16 protein-coding genes and 5 tRNA genes are annotated in these 16,606 nt (G+C 61.9%); 9 read left to right on the top strand and 12 right to left on the bottom strand.

The genetic code is table 11. From position 1 onward, the window contains the following. The first annotated feature begins 399 nt into the window (after positions 1 to 399). From QK444_RS16180 to QK444_RS16170, 3 genes are all read left to right on the top strand, one after another. Positions 400 to 472, top strand: a tRNA-Gly gene (locus QK444_RS16180). Between the two features lie 23 nt (positions 473 to 495). After that, positions 496 to 566: transfer RNA gene (locus QK444_RS16175), tRNA-Cys, on the top strand. 24 nt (positions 567 to 590) lie between these two features. Further along, positions 591 to 665 (top strand) — tRNA-Val (locus tag QK444_RS16170). A 54-nt stretch (positions 666 to 719) separates the two neighbouring features. Here the strand turns inward: QK444_RS16170 and QK444_RS16165 are convergent. Beyond that, positions 720 to 1,805: a saccharopine dehydrogenase NADP-binding domain-containing protein gene (locus tag QK444_RS16165; RefSeq protein WP_282781172.1), complete on the bottom strand. Its 1,086-nt coding sequence runs from the start codon at positions 1,803 to 1,805 to the stop codon at positions 720 to 722. Positions 1,806 to 1,954: 149 nt separating this feature from the next. On the opposite strand from QK444_RS16165, the gene QK444_RS16160 reads away from it, so the two are divergent. Then, a complete protein-coding gene (locus QK444_RS16160) occupies positions 1,955 to 2,632 on the top strand; it encodes a TetR/AcrR family transcriptional regulator (RefSeq protein WP_282781171.1) in 678 nt (225 codons plus the stop codon). A gap of 225 nt (positions 2,633 to 2,857) precedes the next feature. Then, a complete protein-coding gene (locus tag QK444_RS16155; protein ID WP_282781169.1) occupies positions 2,858 to 3,055 on the top strand; it encodes a hypothetical protein in 198 nt (65 codons plus the stop codon). Position 3,056: 1 nt separating this feature from the next. On the opposite strand, the gene QK444_RS16150 is transcribed toward QK444_RS16155, so the two are convergent. Continuing rightward, entirely contained in the window at positions 3,057 to 3,803 is a 747-nt protein-coding gene (locus tag QK444_RS16150; protein WP_282781167.1) for an SDR family oxidoreductase, read from the bottom strand. Between the two features lie 51 nt (positions 3,804 to 3,854). Further along, a complete protein-coding gene (locus QK444_RS16145; protein WP_282781165.1) occupies positions 3,855 to 5,936 on the bottom strand; it encodes a hypothetical protein in 2,082 nt (693 codons plus the stop codon). A gap of 227 nt (positions 5,937 to 6,163) precedes the next feature. Here QK444_RS16145 and QK444_RS16140 point away from each other — a divergent pair. The 3 genes from QK444_RS16140 (at position 6,164) to QK444_RS16130 (ending at position 8,471) form a co-directional block, all read left to right on the top strand. Then, a tRNA-Gly gene (locus QK444_RS16140) sits at positions 6,164 to 6,236 on the top strand. Positions 6,237 to 6,249: 13 nt separating this feature from the next. Further along, a tRNA-Val gene (locus QK444_RS16135) sits at positions 6,250 to 6,324 on the top strand. Between the two features lie 572 nt (positions 6,325 to 6,896). After that, positions 6,897 to 8,471 carry a reverse transcriptase domain-containing protein gene (locus tag QK444_RS16130; RefSeq protein ID WP_282781163.1) on the top strand — a complete coding sequence of 525 codons (1,575 nt, stop codon included), beginning with the start codon at positions 6,897 to 6,899 and terminating at the stop codon, positions 8,469 to 8,471. An 805-nt stretch (positions 8,472 to 9,276) separates the two neighbouring features. On the opposite strand, the gene QK444_RS16125 is transcribed toward QK444_RS16130, so the two are convergent. Further along, positions 9,277 to 9,912 carry a hypothetical protein gene (locus QK444_RS16125; RefSeq protein WP_282781162.1) on the bottom strand — a complete coding sequence of 212 codons (636 nt, stop codon included), beginning with the start codon at positions 9,910 to 9,912 and terminating at the stop codon, positions 9,277 to 9,279. Between the two features lie 1,445 nt (positions 9,913 to 11,357). On the opposite strand from QK444_RS16125, the gene QK444_RS16120 reads away from it, so the two are divergent. Further along, positions 11,358 to 13,169: an AAA family ATPase gene (locus tag QK444_RS16120; RefSeq protein WP_282781160.1), complete on the top strand. Its 1,812-nt coding sequence runs from the start codon at positions 11,358 to 11,360 to the stop codon at positions 13,167 to 13,169. Between the two features lie 142 nt (positions 13,170 to 13,311). Here the strand turns inward: QK444_RS16120 and QK444_RS16115 are convergent, their stop codons facing one another. The 8 genes from QK444_RS16115 to QK444_RS16080 all read right to left on the bottom strand — a co-directional run bounded on the left by QK444_RS16115 (position 13,312) and on the right by QK444_RS16080 (position 16,585). Next, complete coding sequence (locus QK444_RS16115) at positions 13,312 to 13,518, bottom strand: hypothetical protein (RefSeq protein ID WP_282781158.1); 207 nt, start codon at positions 13,516 to 13,518, stop codon at positions 13,312 to 13,314. Continuing rightward, positions 13,505 to 13,780, bottom strand: coding sequence for a hypothetical protein (locus QK444_RS16110; protein ID WP_282781157.1), 276 nt, complete (start codon positions 13,778 to 13,780; stop codon positions 13,505 to 13,507). The genes QK444_RS16115 and QK444_RS16110 overlap by 14 nt, the downstream gene beginning before the upstream one ends. Then, positions 13,777 to 13,968: a hypothetical protein gene (locus tag QK444_RS16105; protein ID WP_282781155.1), complete on the bottom strand. Its 192-nt coding sequence runs from the start codon at positions 13,966 to 13,968 to the stop codon at positions 13,777 to 13,779. The genes QK444_RS16110 and QK444_RS16105 overlap by 4 nt, the downstream gene beginning before the upstream one ends. Further along, the gene (locus tag QK444_RS16100; protein WP_282781154.1) at positions 13,968 to 14,330 is read right to left on the bottom strand and encodes a hypothetical protein; all 363 of its coding nucleotides are present in this window, start codon (positions 14,328 to 14,330) and stop codon (positions 13,968 to 13,970) included. Before QK444_RS16100 ends, QK444_RS16105 begins: the two co-directional genes overlap by 1 nt. Then, entirely contained in the window at positions 14,330 to 14,797 is a 468-nt protein-coding gene (locus tag QK444_RS16095) for a hypothetical protein (protein ID WP_282781152.1), read from the bottom strand. Before QK444_RS16095 ends, QK444_RS16100 begins: the two co-directional genes overlap by 1 nt. Positions 14,798 to 14,799: 2 nt before the next feature. Beyond that, complete coding sequence (locus QK444_RS16090) at positions 14,800 to 15,048, bottom strand: hypothetical protein (protein WP_282781150.1); 249 nt, start codon at positions 15,046 to 15,048, stop codon at positions 14,800 to 14,802. 2 nt (positions 15,049 to 15,050) lie between these two features. Beyond that, a complete protein-coding gene (locus tag QK444_RS16085) occupies positions 15,051 to 15,545 on the bottom strand; it encodes a single-stranded DNA-binding protein (RefSeq protein WP_282781149.1) in 495 nt (164 codons plus the stop codon). 173 nt (positions 15,546 to 15,718) lie between these two features. Then, positions 15,719 to 16,585: a hypothetical protein gene (locus QK444_RS16080; protein WP_282781147.1), complete on the bottom strand. Its 867-nt coding sequence runs from the start codon at positions 16,583 to 16,585 to the stop codon at positions 15,719 to 15,721. Between the last annotated feature and the right edge of the window lie 21 nt (positions 16,586 to 16,606).

The raw sequence follows: 16,606 nt of genomic DNA, 5'->3' as shown, positions 1-16,606 counted from the left end.
CCACTGAGCTATAGAACCGTAGCTCGCCGCCGGAGCGGTTGTTCGTCTCGGCTTTTCGTGCCGCTCCGAACGAGACAGAACATTAACACGCTCCCCCGGCGTCACACCAAATCGCGTGCATATGGGCATAAAAGGTGAGTTCGACCGGGGCGGCAGGGGACTCGCCCGGGGTGTCGCCGGTAGGGCGACCGGCGGTGCGATGGGGGGAGCCTCGCATGGTTCGGTGACCGCCGGACACCGGGTGGGCGAGCTCCGTGTGGCGGCGCGTTTGCGGGCGTGTGAACTACACCTGTGTAGTTCGGTTTCACCCCCTCCCACCAGGCGATTTGTTGCCGACACCGATTGTCGGCTAATGTTCTCTCTCGTCAGCGGGGCAGCCGAGAGGCGCCGAGGTGACATGCGGATGTAGCGCAGCTGGTAGCGCATCACCTTGCCAAGGTGAGGGTCGCGGGTTCGAATCCCGTCATCCGCTCGAGAGGCCAACACGGCCTGCTTGGCGGTGTGGCCGAGTGGTGAGGCAACGGCCTGCAAAGCCGTGCACACGGGTTCGATTCCCGTCGCCGCCTCTTCTTTGTGAAGAGACAAGACTCGCGCGATTAGCTCAGCGGGAGAGCGCTTCCCTGACACGGAAGAGGTCACTGGTTCAATCCCAGTATCGCGCACCAAGAAGTACCAGAAAGGCCCGGTTTCCACCGGGCCTTTCTGCTGTCGTGCACCCATCAGCTCGTGCGGGTCCAACCGGCTTCGGCGAAGGCGGCGTGCAAGGCGTCCAGGCCGAATGCCTCGACCGAGCCCAGAGCGCCGGTGGTGAGCAGGCCGCCGTTCAGGGCCGCGTGTGCGGCCCAGGCCAGCAGGCGGGCGGTGAATTCGTAGGGGTCGCCGCCGGTGAGGGTGACCGAGGCCAGGAGGTGGTCGGAGGCGTCGTAGGCTTCGGCGACGGCCCAGCCGCGGGTGCGGGCGCGGGTGCGGGCGTCGGGGCCTCCGGTGGAGCCCTTGACGATTCGCGCCAGTGCGGATTCGAGTCCGTGTTTCAGCGGCGGTAGTCGCGCCGCGGTGGCGGCGAGTCTCGAACCGATCCGCAGGCCGTGGGCGGCGACCGGCGGCAGGCCGAGGAAGACGTCGATCGAGCGCAGGTTCGGGTGGGTGCGCGGCAGGGCGAAGTGCTCGGAGCCGGGAATGGAGACGGCGGTGCGGGGTTTTCCGGCGACGTCGAAGTCGCGCAGGTGCGCGGCGGCGGGTTCGGTGACGACCTTGCCGTCGCGCAGGGCGAAGGCGCGCTCGAAGAGCATCCCGGCCACCGAGGCGCGAGTGCCACCGCTGGTGACGGGGCCGTCCATGAAGTAGCCGACGTCGACGCGCACCGCCGAGGGGGCATCACGCAGCGCCAGTCCGGCGGCCAGATTGCCTGGGACGTAATCGAATCCGAACGCGGTCAGCAGTGCCACCCCCGCGGCGCGGGCCTGCTCGTCGTGGTCGAACACGGTGCGGACGAACGGGCCCTCGCCGGTGGAGTCGAGGTAGTGGGCTCCGGCGGCCAGCGCGGCGGCCAGGGCCGGACCGCCGTAGCGCAGGAAGGGCCCGACCGTCGTCACGAGCACGTCGCCACGCTCGAGCAGGGCGGTCACCGCGGCGGGGTCGGCGACATCGGCGACGGCGGTCGCCGCGCCGCCGAGTTCTGCGGCGAGCGTCGCCAGCGCGGCAGCATCACGTCCGGCCAGCACCGGTGAATCACCCTGTGCGATCAGGGCTTCGGCGGTCAGGCGTCCGGTGTACCCGGTCGCCCCGAACACGACGATCTTCGGCATCGGCTACCACCTGCTTTTCCGTTCGGCGTCCAGGGTGCATGTCTAGCACGCTGCGACAGATTGCTCACATCTTGTTGACATGTCGCCAACAATGCCGCCAGGCTCTCACGGATGCCGATAGGCGAGGTCGGTGCGTTTGCGGAGGTGAGATGACACAGTCGGTGAGCAGGGAGTGCGCTGGGCCGCCGCACGTGCAGGACCGTCCGCGCCTCGGTGCGGATCAGCGGGCGGAGCGGGCGGCGCAGCGCCTGCGAGTGCTGACCGCGGCGTCCGGGATCTTCGGCCGTCGCGGATACCACGCGGCCCAGATGGACGAGATCGCCGACGGCGCGGGGATAAGCAAACCCACCGTGTACAAACACTTTCCGAGCAAGATCGACCTGTACCTCGCGGTGATCCAGTCGCGACTGGACCGGTTGGTCGACGACATTCGCTCCGCGCTGACCGCTCCCGGCGACAATCGGACCCGCACCCGGTCCGCGGTCGGGGTTTACTTCGATTTCATCGACAGCGATCCCGACGGGTTCCGCATGGTGTTCGAAACCGAGGTGCCGAGCGAGCCGGAGGTGCGCGTGCGCGTCGACCACGCCATCGACAACTGTGTCATGGCGGTCGCGGGGCTGTTGACCCGCGACCTCGGGGCGGATGTGGCTCGGGTCCGCGTGCTGGCGGCCGGCCTGGTGGGAATCTGCCGGTTCACCGCGCGGCAGTGGCTCGACACCGACCGGCCGATTCCCAAGTCCCACGCGATCGACCTGACGGCGAAACTGTGCGCACAGGGCCTGTCGGGAGTGCCGCTGATACGACATCGCGAGGCCGCGAACTGATTCCGGCGGACCCGTCGCACGAATGACCGGCCGCCGCCCCGGCTGCCCACGCGACTCCGGTTGCCCCGCCACTCATCGCCTGGTTGGCACCGAGCAGTGAACAGACGTACTCTCAACATGCGTTGACATGGCGAATGTTTCTACTGGTGGAGGTTGTTCGATCATGCGGCCATCAGCCGTGAGGGAACACTCGTTCACCAGCTCGATAATGGAGGTGCGGATTCGATGAGCGGGTTCGGGGAGTTGGTGCGGGAGCTGTCCCGGGTGGGGCGGCGCAGCGGTCGGCGGCTGTCCAGGGTCGGGGCCGACGCCGCGAGCCGGACCGCCGCCGAGGTGCAGGAACTGCTCACCGAGAGCGGGCATCTCGTCCTCGGGGCGGTGCGGGCGAAGGCGCATGACCTGGGACTGCGGGACAAGCGCTGACTCAGCGCAGGTAGGACGCTCCGTTGACGTCCAGTACCGCGCCGGAGGTCCACGCGGCATCCGGCGAGGCGAGATAGCGGACAGCCGAAGCGATCTCCTCCGGGGTGCCGACGCGGCCGAAGGGGCTCTGCGCCCGTACCGCGTCGGTGACCCGGTCGGCGACGCGCTCGGTGGCGACGAAACCCGGAGCGACCGAGGCCACGCGGATACCGTGCGGGGCCAGTGACACCGCCAGCGACTGTCCGAGCGCGTGCACGGCCGCCTTGCTGGCACCGTAGGCCGGGTGGTCGGGTTCGCCGCGGAAGGCCCCGCGGGAACCGATGTTCACAATGGTCCCGGCGATACCGCGATCGATCATGTGCCGAGCCACCTGGTACGACACATTCGCGGTGCCGAGCAGGTTCACGTCCACGGTCTGCCGCCAGATCCGCTGCCAGTCCGCGTAATCCGTCTCCGCCAGCGGGTGGGCGATATTCACGGCCGCATTGTTGACCAGCACGTGCACCGTGCCGAGCGCCTCGACCGCCGCCGTCACGATCGCCTCGGCGCCGTCGGCCGTGCCGAGGTCACCGCCGATCAGCGTGTGTCCCTCCCCGGGCAGGTGCCGCAGCGTCGCCTCCGCGTCCTCGCGACGCGCGGAGTAGTGCACCGCCACCTGGTCGCCCTGCGCGGCGAAGGCCGACGCCACCGCCCGGCCGATCCCCCGCGAAGCACCCGTCACCAACACGCCACGACTCTCGTTCACCATGGCCCCACCCTGTCAGGCGAGCGGACCGTCGGCCAGGTCGGTGCGCTCGGGTCAGCGGGGCCAGTAGTTCTCCGGCCCCGCCTCGGAGACAGCGGCCTCGGCGGCGGCGTCGAGCCAGTCGGTGATATCGGTGTCCTCGGTCAGGTTGATGTAGAGGGCCGTGGATTTGTAGACGTAGCGGTAGCTCTTGGAGCCCCAGCCACTGCGGGTGGCGGCGCCGATGTAGCTGTCGCAGACCGATGCGCCGGGGCCCTGCTGCGGGCACCAGACCGCCCAGTCCTGGATCTGGCCCTTCATGGTCTCGTAGAGGCTGTCGGCGTCGGAGCTGGTGGGCAGGGCGAGCACGTTCACCGAGACCAGGATCTGATTGGAGTGGTCGACGTAGGAGCCCGCGACCATGTGGGTGCAGTTGTACTGCGCCAGAATGTCTTTGACATTCTGCGACATCTCCGTGGTGATGCAGTCCTGGACACCGCCCGCGCGCAACGTGTACTCGACGTTCATGGCGTCGCGGAAGGAGTGCGGCAGTAGCGCTTCCGACGTGAACGGGGTGGTGTCGGTGGTGGCCGAGTGCAGCGTGCCCCAGTCGAACGCCGGGGCCGTGGTGGCCGAAGCGCGGGCCTCGGGGGCGAGGGCCTGCTGACTGGTGGCCGATGATGCCAGGTCGGGCGCGGTGGTATCGCGCAGGGTGACGGCGACGAGCGCGATGCCCGCGACGGCCAGTGCGACCACGGCCAGCACCGCCGCGAGGCGAGAGCCGGTATTCATCGGGGCCACAGCGGGTGTCGGCGCGGGCCGATGCGGGTCCACCGGCCAGGCGGGTTCCAGCGGTGAGCGCGCCGCGGACGAACCGTATGGCTCGTCGGCCGCGAACGGATCGCGTGGCGCGGCTGGAACGTGTGGCGCGGCAGGCGTAGTCGGATCGTGCGGACCATCGACCGCGCCCGGATCGTGCGACTCATCGGACGCGGCCGGGCCACGCGTCGCATCGATCCTCGGGGAATCCACGACCCGCGTGGTGGCCGCGCCCGCCCCGGCCTGCCGTGCGGTCGTGGTGACAGCAGCGGTGGCGGTCGTGCCGGCCATCGGGTCAGCGCCCGCGCCCACATCGCGAGCGGCGGACCCGTCGGATCGTCCGGCACGGGCGGTCCGATCGGAAACCTCCCCCGCGGACGATCCCGCGTCGACCGTGCCCACGGCATCCTCCGTGCGACAGCGCTGGGTGTGCCGGTCGAGCACCGCCACCGCGGCTTGGTTGTAGAACGAGCCGTCGCCCAGCAGATAGGTGTCCTGGAGTGCGTCCAGCCACTCACTGGCGCGGGGACGGTCGTCGGAGGCGGCGGGGTCGATGAAGGCTCGGTCGAACAGCGAGCGCAGGCGGGGGTCGAGTTCGGACGGGAAGCTCGACGGCCCCCGCCAGCCGCCGCGGCCGCGAGCGGGAGCGTCCGTGGCGAGAAAGAGGCAGCGGTACAGCAGCGCGGCCACACCGAACCGGTCGCTGAAGCGGTCGGGTCCCGCGATCGTGCCGGTGAGAAGCCTTGGATCGCACCACTTCTCGAGCAGGATACCCTCGGGGGCGGACACCCGCCCGTACCGCAGGCCATCGCATTCGAGCAGGTAGACGTGCGGCTGAAAACGGCTCCAGAGCAGATTCCGCGGGAACAGCGCACCGTGGACGAGATCGCGCTCCTCGAGCGCGGTGGCGATCTCGCAGATCCGAATCGCCACGGCGACACGGTAATACGCGTCCGGCGGTTGTTGTCCGGCCAGGCACAGCCGGTGCAGGGTCAGCGGCGATCCGTCGGGTTCGAGGAATTCGCCGGGGGTCAGCGGCAGGATCGCGCCCAGCAGGTCCCCGTCGCGTCGGACCAGGTCGAGCGGCCAGCCGATCGAGCTCTCGGGGGTGGCCGCCACTCCCCCGCGTCGTTCCGCCGGGAGCACGATCTCGCGGCCGAAATGCGCTGCGCGGGCCGCCCATCCGATGGCGTGCGCATCGGTGACGGCCGTACCGTACAGCTTGTAGACGCGTTCGCGGCCGTGTCGGTCGCGGCACCGGAACAGCCGCGACCGCCCGCCCGCCGTGCCGTACGGGTCACCCGCGACGAAGTAGACGTCACCGGACGTGCCGGTCACCGAGAAGAATCCCTGCCCTGTTGGCTGCGACGGGTCCGATGCCATCCCCGAGCCGCCCCTCCCTTCACACCACCCTGCTTCGGGAACCGACTGTGCCACAACGGACAAACGGGCACAAACGCACGAAATACCCGGTCGAGGGGCCGCAGACCAGCCCGATTTGGAGTCTTCACGGTGTTGTGGCTATGGTTCTTCCTCGCGAGCCGGAGCCGAAAGCCACCGGACGTGCGGATGTAGCGCAGCTGGTAGCGCATCACCTTGCCAAGGTGAGGGTCGCGGGTTCGAATCCCGTCATCCGCTCTGTGGGGGTCCCGCGCGATTAGCTCAGCGGGAGAGCGCTTCCCTGACACGGAAGAGGTCACTGGTTCAATCCCAGTATCGCGCACCAGAGAAGCACCAGATCAGGCCCGGTTTCTACCGGGCCTTTCTGTTGTTCTGACCTACTTGTGACCTGACGGGTTCTCAGTCATCCGCCCCGAACTCACCTCCACAGCCGCCGCGCCGGTTCGGTTCCCGGCGGCCGGTGATGGTATCGGAGTCGGTCATGTCTCCGGGTCCTTCCGGGAGGCATTGACACGTACGTGTCAACCGGGAGTCCGACGGGATTGACACGTACCTGTCAACGAGGGATGGGGTCCCGGCAGAGCGTGCGTGCTCTTCCTCACCGTCAGCCAGATTGACACTCTCCGTCCTACGGCACGCGACGACTGGTGTGTAAAACCAGTTGGGCATTGGACCCAACGAGCCCCCACGTAGCTGCGCGATCGTCGTGGGGAATCACCGCAGATCAGCGGATTTGGGCACAGAGCCCTCAGGACATAGAGGTGCACGCCGGAACTCGGCTAGACACATGTCTGCCCCATATTTGCCCCACGCAAACCTGCCTGCTGCCCCACGCCACTGAAGGGTCGCCGATCTGAGAGCCGCGACTGACGGACCGTCACCCGATAGAGTCACGTCATGCAACCCATGTCGACGCGTACAATCGGGCAGCTGAAGATTTCAGACTCGATGGTCCGAATCGCAAATTACGAGAGGAACCTTGTCCCACAGGAGGCTGGCTGGCAGCACCTCACGGCAAGTAGCCAGACGATCCGAGACGTATCCCGATACTTGGAAACGTTATGTCGCAAAGGGTTAGACCTCGCTGGCGAGCTTGAAGTGGCCGCCCGAAAGTCCGGGCATGGTGTACGACCGATCGCCTACTGGGGAATAAAAGAAAGCATTCTCTACGATGCCCTGACTGAAGCAGCCTTAGCTAAGTTGCCAGCTCTTGATCGGACCGTCGAGCGCTATATTGACTTTGTTCTAGCTCCCGCTAAATATGCGATTGAAGAGCAGACAAAAGACCGCTCAAATGAAGCGGACAAACTAATATTCTCCATATATGATTCTAAAATAAAGTACGTAATAAAGGCGGATATTACAGCCTTTTATCAATTCATAGACCACTCCATCCTGGCTGATGAACTAATTTCCCAGGGGGCCGACTATGAAGTAGTCTCACATCTCGTAGACTTACTAAAAGAGGTGACCGGTCGACCAATAGGGCTGCCACAGCTGTCCGAGGCTTCCGACCGCTTATCGGAAGTATACATAGACCAAGTCGAACGTAGTCTACTTCGACAAGGTTTCGCTACATGGCGATTCAATGATGACTTCAGGATTGCGTGCGGGGATTTCACGGAAGCAATCAGAGCCATGGAGGCTCTCGATAGTGCCGCGAGAGCGGTTGGACTGGCCTTGAACGAATATAAGTCATTCACCTACCGACTGAAGAACTACATACTAGACGCATACAGCCTGAAATCCATCCCGGATAATGGCATAATCTCACCAAATGATATTGATGTAATAGTTGGTGATTATCATGAAGATTTCAGCGAAGATGAAGAAGCGGCGCTGAGGCTTTTACGGTCCGCGCAGAACAACTCCCCGCTGGAAGACGGAATTGATCTCAAGCATGCCTCGCGTAGTGATGAGCGAACGATACGTAGGGCGCTCGATTCACTCGCCAAACACAATAATGTCAATGCATTTGATTCGCTGCTTCCGATTATTAGTTTTATGCCGTCACTGACGCCAGCGGTAGTCAGATACGTTGTTTATATCGCAAACAATGTACCAGATCCTAATACTTTTACCCGCGCAGCAACGGCACTTGATGAAATAATCGAAAAAGTCAGCCTCAATGATTGGCAGCACGTGTGGGTGCTCGATGCATTTCGCAATTTGAATATTCTCGGCGATGAAGGCTCGAATTCATATGCTGCTCGATTGAAGTATGTAGAAGATCACTTCCACAGAGGCGATGGGATATTGCGTGCTACAGCTTTTCATGTCTTGGCTTCGGCCGATAGGCTCAGCGTGGTTGAAGCGATCACCACGGCACATAGCGCCCCGGAAGCTGTGCGGCTAGCATATCTTTCGGGTGCTCGCGATCGTATCCCTACTCAGCCAAGCGTCAACGAGGCCAGATCGATCCAAGGACTTCGCGACAACGACGCAATCACGAAGGCGATGCTAATAATATGAGCGTTCTACGCAAAGTTCCATGGTCTGTCACGGAGGAGGCTTTACAGGTATTGCGGCGCACTGCCGCTGACTTTGCTTCGTTACCACCCTCAAATCAACCTAGATGGTCCAGCACACGGACAACGGTTAGATGGGCTAGGTTCGATTCGAAACAGGTTCGGGCTCAGAGTCAATACTTGCGAATGGTAAGTGTCGCTGAAGCATACGTTGACTCGGTTTCGGAAGAGCTGTTCGATCGACAAGTTTCAGCCCTGGACTCGTTCTTCCGGACTCTAGTAAATGAAACACATTCTCGATCCATCCTTACTTGGGAGGGAAGGAAAACTTGCTTTGAACTCCATCACGGATTCAAGTTGGAAGACTGTGCGCATTGGCCAGATTTCGATCGGGCTATCGCCGTAAGAAATTCAATTGCACATGGACTTGGCACGATCACAAAGCAGCAGATTCAGTCAAAAGGGGAGAGGAAAGTTGGCTTGGCGAAGGTGCGTATTGAGTCCGGCCGAATTAGTGTTACAGCAGATTCACTGAATTTATGTTTACGCACCTGCCTTGGTTTTATTGAGTCAGTTGATGATAAACTACCAAGACCGTAGCATTAGGCCGCCTGATTCACATTCTGTTACATATCCACCCTTAGGGCAGTTGCACAAATTTTGATTATTCCACCTTATCAGGGACTAGATTCCAACCCCCTGCGCTCCACTGATTCAATCCCAGTATCGCACACCAGAGAAGTGCCAGATCAGGCCCGGTTTCTGCCGGACCTTTCTGTGTTCTGATCTACTTGTGACATGGCTAGTTCTCAGGCATCGGCGTCGAACACACTCCCGCAACTGCCGCAGAGGATCGGTGCCTGCTCGTAGACACTGCGTGACACCCGGATCTTACGTCCGCAGTCGCACTCGGCCGACACGCCGTTGTTGTTCGACTTACGGCCGCCGCGCCGGTTGGGTTCGCGGCGGCGGTAGGCCACCAGCGCGAACGTCAGCTCGTCCAGTTCATTGCGGTAGAAGGCGCGAGTCTCTGATGGCACGGCGGTGAGTGACCATCCGATCTTCGGGTGTTGGGTGAGGGTGAGGCCGAGTTCTTCGCCGAGGGCGCGGAAGCGGTCGTTGTGCCAGCGGCCCTGGCGGCTGGTGTCCTTGATGCCACGCGTGACCGCGATGCCGTGGGCGGCCTCGTGCAGGAGGGTGCCGAGTACTTCGGTCGCGCCGCGTTGGAGTCCTTCGCCGCCGACGAAGAGTTCGTGGAGTTCGTATTCGCCGCGTACCCATCGGTTCTGGGCGAAGTGTCCGAGGGTGAGGTCACTGCCGCCGGTCGATCCGGCTCCGACGGTGAGGACGACCTCGGGGACGTCGGGGTGGCGGGTGCGGATGGCGGCCCAGGTGTTTTCCAGGGCGGTGACGAGTAGGCCGGTGATGGTGTCGGAGTCGGTCACGGTCGCGGTGTCCTTCACGGGGGTGCGTTGACACGTACGTGTCAACCGGCGGCCCAACGGGTTTGACACGTACGTGTCAAGCGGGGTGGGGTCCCGGCAGAGCGTGGAAGTTCTCTGGGCGCGCGCCGCGCTCTGTCGGGGCAGGCCGCTCGGGGGCCTGCCCGTACCGCCTGCCCAGGGGCCGCAGAGGCTCCAGATTCCAGGAGACGCGCCACGGCGTGCACGACCGAATTTCCCCACCCCTGCCCGCGGCTCCAGTACTTGCCGTCAGACGGGAAATTCGGCCGTGCCGGGCGCGGTCCCTGGAATCGCTGGAGGGGCGGCCCCGCACAATGCGGCGCGCGCCCAGCACCACCGGACCGGAGCGCAGCACGGGCCCAAGTCACCTACCCGACCAGCAACGCGACCTAACGCACCTGACCGGACCGCCCATGCCGCCGCGTTCGCACTAGGCGTGCCCGGTGCCCGCTCCGGACGCCACCACCTACTCGACTGCCACGAACGCACCCTTCGTCACCCCACGTCGCCATGCACCCAACCGCAACGTTCTACACCCCACGTAACCCCTATTTCCCCCACATATCCCAAAGTTTGCTTCTCTCTTCCGTTTCCGTCCGCCCCGCCCCTGATCTGTTCTTATTGCTTCACTTGCCGAGGACACCAAAGACCACCGAAGGGGGCCTTTGGTGTCCTCGGCAAGTGAAGCACCATTCTCGCGAACATCCCTGATCAGGGGGCGGGGCGGACAGAAATTGACGTTGCACAAGATGAGGAATGATGCGCTCGCTCTGTGCACGGGTTATGCCGAGGTGTACGCAGTTATGTACAGGTTGTGCATCCCATGTTCAAACTTCTGCATGCCCAGTGCAGTACTTGCGCATCCGATTTTAACCGGTCACGAGCCTGGCTTGATGGCCTCATGATCCGCGAGCCAGTCCGCAGATCGGTTAGCTACCGAGTGCCCGATCATTTTCGAATATTCGGGTCGGGGCGCGGGATTGTGCAGGTGCCGCCCCTCCAGCGATTCCAGGGTCCGCGCGCCCGCTCGACCGAATCTCCCATGCGGACAGTGCTTCTGCGGCGACCGGGCGTAGGAGATTCGGTCGGCGCGTCCCCTGGAATCGGGAGCCTCTGCGGCCCCCTCCGGCAGGCCGATGAGCGGGCAGGCGACGCCCGCCCGCCTCAGCCCGCGCCCCTGCTGCGAAGAAATTCACCTGATGGTTCAGTTGGGGCACATGAGACACGCGCAACGGAGGAAGTGCCGCTCATCCGTGTGCAGTAATAAAATGACGTGAGGGCACTTCGCGCCTTATACTTCAAAACGAATGCCCGCCACTCCGAAATACAACAGCCAGGAATTATATGCTGACGGATTTCCAAACTTAAGTACAGACAGTTGAATGACATGACCAAACTGAAAGTATCGATTTCGAAAGGATTTCCAGTTGACAATCTGGAGTTTTGCCGGATTTGCTCTCAGTGGGTATCGAAGCTTCTCTAGCGAAGATCTCGACGACATCGGGCCAATGGGGCAAATACATCTTCTGGTGGGCAAGAACAACGCCGGAAAGTCAAATGCCCTTCACGCCATGAGCACAGTGATTGCCCCATTACGGGTTGGGATTGCCCAACTTGACAAAGATCTCGAAAGCACTTTACAGGACTCTCGCAATACTCCACACGACAGCGATCGAAAAGCCACAGGCAAAATAAGACTAGGCTTCAAAGTAGATGAGAAGTTCATACGACACGCGAGAGAGATGAATGTCATCAGCAATGATCGCGAGGAGAGACTATTCACCACACTATTCCGCTCCGAAACCTTCAGTGCAGGACATAAAGACTGCGCATGGTTCGACTTTGGATTCCACCCGCACAGCAGACAAAAAAATTCTGTAGCAATTGACGTGCAGACGGACCAGATCACTACCGCCTTGAACGAGTTTAATAGTCAGACGCAACACGCGATCACAGGGTGGGTTAACACTGTCTCAAGCCGTATCCGTAACGCAAGTGGAGGGTTGCAGACCAATTACGAAAGGTTAGTGTCTAGCCTACAGCTACACCGACTTATTCCGCCAACGGTGGGCATTTCCGCAATTCGGGATCTAACATCAGATTCCAACTCGGCAGATTCGACCTGGATGAATGGTCGTGGTCTGATACAGGAACTTGCTAAGCTACAACGGCCCGAAGAAAATACGTATACAGAAGACACAGCGCGATGGAATTCCCTGAACGCATTTATCAAAGATGTCCTCGAAGATCCGACGGCATCCATTAAGATACCTTATTCTCAACAAGATGTACTTGTTTCCATGCGAGAAAAAACCATGTCAGTTCGAAAACTAGGCACTGGAATCAGTGAACTTATTATCATGGCCGCCGTGTTTGCCACCTCATCTGAAAAAATGATCTGTGTCGAAGAACCTGAAGTGCATCTCCATCCAAGCTTGCAAAGAAAGCTGCTCCAATACATCGCGAAGGATCATCGCAATAGATATCTGATTTCGACGCATTCCGCCGCCATCCTCGATACCGACCGTGCATCCATCTCGCACATAGTGATGGACGATCTACATCAAACACGGGTGCTCCCGGTGGTATCGAGGGCCTGTCTTTCGAAGGCTGTTTTCGACTTGGGGGCAAGGGCATCAGATATCGTACAGTCCAACTACGTAATTTGGGTTGAGGGCCCGTCGGATAGGGTTTACATCTCAGCGTGGCTAAAGCAGTACGACCCCACATTAATAGAGAGCATTCACTATTCAATCATGTTTTATGGCGGAGCGCTCCTTAGTCATCTGACCGCAGAAGATGATCCGTCAATTGATGACTTCATAAACCTAGCTGCAATTAATCGCCGTCTTGCAATTGTTATGGACTCGGACAAAAAGTCTCAGAGCGCTCTAATCAACGATGCCAAGAGGCGAGTACTGAGCGAACTCGCCAGCAAAGAAGCGTTCGGATGGGTAACAGAGGGCTATACGATCGAGAATTACATTCCGAGGCCAGTACTTCGGGAAGCAATATCCAAAGCCTACCCTAGCCTAGATTATGAAGTCCCCAGCGGGAAATTCACCTCACCCTTGTCCAAGTATTTCAAAGGCAAGAAATATAAGCCGAACAAAGTTACGATAGCCGGTGAAGTACTCAGAATAAATCCATCATTAGCAGAGCTGTTGCCCGATCTGCAGAAGAACATCAGAGAACTTGCACAACATATTCGATTGGCAAATGACTTACCCACTGCTTAACTATCACCAGGTGGATCACTGCAAATGATACATCGCAGAACGCGCAGCGATCAATTTGGCATGGTACAACTAGCACGGAGACCGTGCCAGGTAGGATGGCACGGTCTCCGCTTCTTCTGTGTTCAGTTGTTTCCGGAGTGGTTCAGTCGAACAGGGTCAGCTGGTGTTGGTGGACTTTCCGGTCGCAGTCGGTGCGGTAGAGCTTGGCCAGTCGTTGCACCGTGGTCTTCGACAGGTCGAAGTCGACGGCGATCGCGGCCCAGCTGCGGCCCTGGTCGTACTGCTGTTGGATCTCCCGCCCGAGCGTCAACTGTCTGCGCGGACTGAGGGGTTTCCTACGGCGAGCCATGATCGGTGCCCGAATCGGTGAAGTCCGGTTCGTCGATCTCGACTCGTAGACCGCAGTGCACGCATTCTTCGCTGAATCCGTTCATCGCGATCCGGAACGTGTGCTGACACTGCGGTGTGACAGCATCCTCGCGCTGGCAATCGCTGTCGCCGATCACGCACCCTGCCTCGTCGCAGAGTCCGCACAGTGACCGTGTGCCGAGGGTTCCCACGGTGATGTCGAAACAGCCTCTGCACCCGCAATACTGGTAGCCGCTGCTCATGCCGGCACCTCCAGGGTGTCGGTGAACACCGTGGGCCAGCGGGTGCCGATCGCGGTCACGATCTGTTCGTCGGCGACATCGATGTCACCCACGATCACCCCAACCTCCGCCAGATCCGCCAGAGCGGTTCCGATCACAGCGTAGAGCTGTGATCGATCGATGACATGCACATCGGCGAGCACGGTCATCACCGCCTCCCGCGTGTGGCGGGCTGAGGGCAGTGGTCGTGCTGGGCTTGGAGTGCTCCGAGGTCCCATTGCAAGCACTGCACCTGATCGAGCAGTTCCCGGTTCTGGGATTCGAGGTCGTCACGCTCCTTGATCAGCTGGGCGTGCTCGCTGGTGATGGCATGGTTCCACTCCACCGGCAAACACCCGCCGCGCCGCAACCACCGGTCCAGATCCTCGATCAGGCTGGCAAGGCGGAACAGCAGCGACGACTGCCGATCGAGTACAGCTTCGGTGTCCTGGTCGTAGTACTCCCAGTGCTGAAGCTCGTCGTACTCGGTGATCAGTTCCCGGATCATCCGCAACGTCGCGGTCGGGTCCATCACGCCACCTCCGTCTCGACCTCGGGTTCGGGTTCGGCGGGCACGGCGTCGTGAGAGCGCTGGTCCTCATACTCGTGCATCCACCAGTCCGGGCCGGTACCCACTCGCCAGATACGGCCGTGGCAGATCCGGCAGAACACGAACTCCTCCGGCTCGAACCCCGCGGCACCCGCGTCAGTGGGGGTGTCGGGGTTCTCGACATCGTTGTCGATGCCGAAGTACTGGTTGATCACCCGGGTCAGGTTGTCCCGCAGGGTGCGGGCCTCGCTGATGGGAAGATTCGCGTTCACGCCGTCGTAGAACGTGACGCGCCAGCGGATCTCGATGTCACCGCGCACATCTCCGGTCGGGAGCAGTGTCACGGTGGCCTCGGGCATGTCGTGCCAGTGGGTTTCGACGTAGCCACGCCCGCCCCGACCGGTCTCGTCGTGGTCTTCGACACGGGCATCGGTGCTCAGGTACGCCATGATCAGAATCCTTTCTGGGTGTGGTGGTGGTAGGCGTCGTCCAGGGCACCGTCGAACAGGTCGTGAACCGCCAGGGCCTGGTCCAGGCTCATCGCGGTCATCAACTCGCAGCCGCAGCCGAACACGATCCCGAACATCACCTGATCGAGGGCTTCGTCATACGAGGTGTAGAACCTCGCCGACATGCCCCCCTCGGGCAGATGCGTGTTCTCAGGGTGGGCGTCGTTGTTGTGGCCGAATCGGTTCGACATGATCACGCCACCTCGTCCGGGGTGTGGTCGGTCCACGGGTCATCACTGCCCCGATGTCCACCGTTCTTCACCCCACTACCGGTGGTGCGCTGACCACCGCCGCCGTTCCCACCACCGCTGGTGCGGGTGCGGGTCGATCGTTTGATCGGCTTGGCGACGGCGTATTTGAGTGACACGCCCACCTCGTCGGCGACCAGTTCCACGACGGTGCGTTTGTTGCCCTCGCGGTCGTCGTAGCTGCGCTGCTGGAGCTTGCCGCACACGATCACTCGTGCGCCCTTGGTGAGGGATTCGGCGATGTTCTCCGCGGCATCGCGCCACATCTGACAGCGCATGAACAACGCCGCCCCGTCGGTCCACTGATTGGTGCTGCGATCGAACACACGCGGGGTCGCCGCGACGGTGAAGTTCACCACCGCGTGCCCGCCCGAGGTCTCGCGCAACTCCGGGTCGGAGGTCAGGTTGCCGACAATGGTGAGAGTGGTCTCTCCGGACATGTCATGTCTCCTAAACATGCTGTGCTAACAGGGTTTTCGAAACCAAGGTTTCGACGGTGACGCGGTCCGCGACCGTGTATGTGCTGCGGATCGGTCACCGGGTGTCAGGTGTCGTAGCGGTATCTCCTTTCTGGTTGTGGTGGTTGAAAACTCAGGGGCCACAACGGCATTCGTCACGCTTCGGCCTCCATCTGGGCCTGACCGGCGTCACCGTGGCCGGGGTCGATTTCGGCCTCGGCGGCCCGCTCGTTGGTCTGCTGCGCGGTCTGCTGGGTGTGCTGGTCGGCTTGCTGCTGTTCGGTCGCCGAGTGCTGGCCGTTGGTCGATGCCTGCGCCGTGGTGTTGGCGGCGGCCTGGGCTTCGAGCGTCGCCACCTGCGCCTGGAGCGCGGTGTTCTCGGCGGTGAGCCGTTGGACTTGTTTGGTGAGTGCGGCGTTGGCCTTCTTCAAGGCGGCCACACTCCTGGCACCGTCAGCGGGCGCGGCGTACTCGGTGGCGACCAAGCGCGTCGCCTGTTGTTCCTGACGGTCGATCGTGGCGGCTTCCGAGCGGGCAGCGGCCTGACGGGCGGTCGCCTGCTCCCGTTTGGTCATCGGCGTGAACACCCCGTGTTCGAAGCGGACACGTGGGTCGGCCTCGATCTGGTCGAGGGCTTGAACGATCTGCCCGCGTTCCTCGGGACTCAACGCGTGCACGGTGTGGACGGAGTGCTCGATATCGGCGCGCATCCCATCCAGGAACGCCCTGCGGCGCGATTCCTCGTCGATGCTGAAATCCCCCGCCGCGATGCCGTGGGCCAGCACCGAGGCTTCCCGCTGGTAGTCGGCGACGCGTGCGGTGTACCAGGTTTGGGCGTTCGTGCGGTCGTACTGGTCGAACCGCACCCGCTCTTCCAGGTCGCGCTGGAACTGCCGGTACTGCTCACGAGTCATCTTCGGCAACCGCTGCCTCGTGCGCGCGTACTGGTAAGCCAGGTGCACGAGCATCTGCATCAACTGCTGATAGCTGCGGCTCGTCTCATCAACCTCATTGCCGGGCATAGCAATTCACTCCCTCAAGAT

The organism is Nocardia sp. CC201C, from assembly GCF_030010695.1.
Taxonomy (GTDB): domain Bacteria; phylum Actinomycetota; class Actinomycetes; order Mycobacteriales; family Mycobacteriaceae; genus Nocardia; species Nocardia otitidiscaviarum.
Note: the sequence above shows the minus strand (reverse complement) of the source record. Positions and strands in the feature narration are given on the sequence as shown.

What these genes read in the sequence shown, in the direction of transcription:
- QK444_RS16115 (WP_282781158.1), bottom strand. Translation starts at nt 13,518, where the DNA reads ATGGCTCGCCGTAGGAAACCCCTCAGTCCGCGCAGACAGTTGACGCTC.
- QK444_RS16165 (WP_282781172.1), bottom strand. Translation starts at nt 1,805, where the DNA reads ATGCCGAAGATCGTCGTGTTCGGGGCGACCGGGTACACCGGACGCCTG.
- QK444_RS16085 (WP_282781149.1), bottom strand. Translation starts at nt 15,545, where the DNA reads ATGTCCGGAGAGACCACTCTCACCATTGTCGGCAACCTGACCTCCGAC.
- QK444_RS16080 (WP_282781147.1), bottom strand. Translation starts at nt 16,585, where the DNA reads ATGCCCGGCAATGAGGTTGATGAGACGAGCCGCAGCTATCAGCAGTTG.
- QK444_RS16110 (WP_282781157.1), bottom strand. Translation starts at nt 13,780, where the DNA reads ATGAGCAGCGGCTACCAGTATTGCGGGTGCAGAGGCTGTTTCGACATC.
- QK444_RS16160 (WP_282781171.1), top strand. Translation starts at nt 1,955, where the DNA reads ATGACACAGTCGGTGAGCAGGGAGTGCGCTGGGCCGCCGCACGTGCAG.
- QK444_RS16090 (WP_282781150.1), bottom strand. Translation starts at nt 15,048, where the DNA reads ATGTCGAACCGATTCGGCCACAACAACGACGCCCACCCTGAGAACACG.
- QK444_RS16095 (WP_282781152.1), bottom strand. Translation starts at nt 14,797, where the DNA reads ATGGCGTACCTGAGCACCGATGCCCGTGTCGAAGACCACGACGAGACC.
- QK444_RS16150 (WP_282781167.1), bottom strand. Translation starts at nt 3,803, where the DNA reads ATGGTGAACGAGAGTCGTGGCGTGTTGGTGACGGGTGCTTCGCGGGGG.
- QK444_RS16105 (WP_282781155.1), bottom strand. Translation starts at nt 13,968, where the DNA reads ATGACCGTGCTCGCCGATGTGCATGTCATCGATCGATCACAGCTCTAC.
- QK444_RS16155 (WP_282781169.1), top strand. Translation starts at nt 2,858, where the DNA reads ATGAGCGGGTTCGGGGAGTTGGTGCGGGAGCTGTCCCGGGTGGGGCGG.
- QK444_RS16130 (WP_282781163.1), top strand. Translation starts at nt 6,897, where the DNA reads ATGCAACCCATGTCGACGCGTACAATCGGGCAGCTGAAGATTTCAGAC.
- QK444_RS16100 (WP_282781154.1), bottom strand. Translation starts at nt 14,330, where the DNA reads ATGGACCCGACCGCGACGTTGCGGATGATCCGGGAACTGATCACCGAG.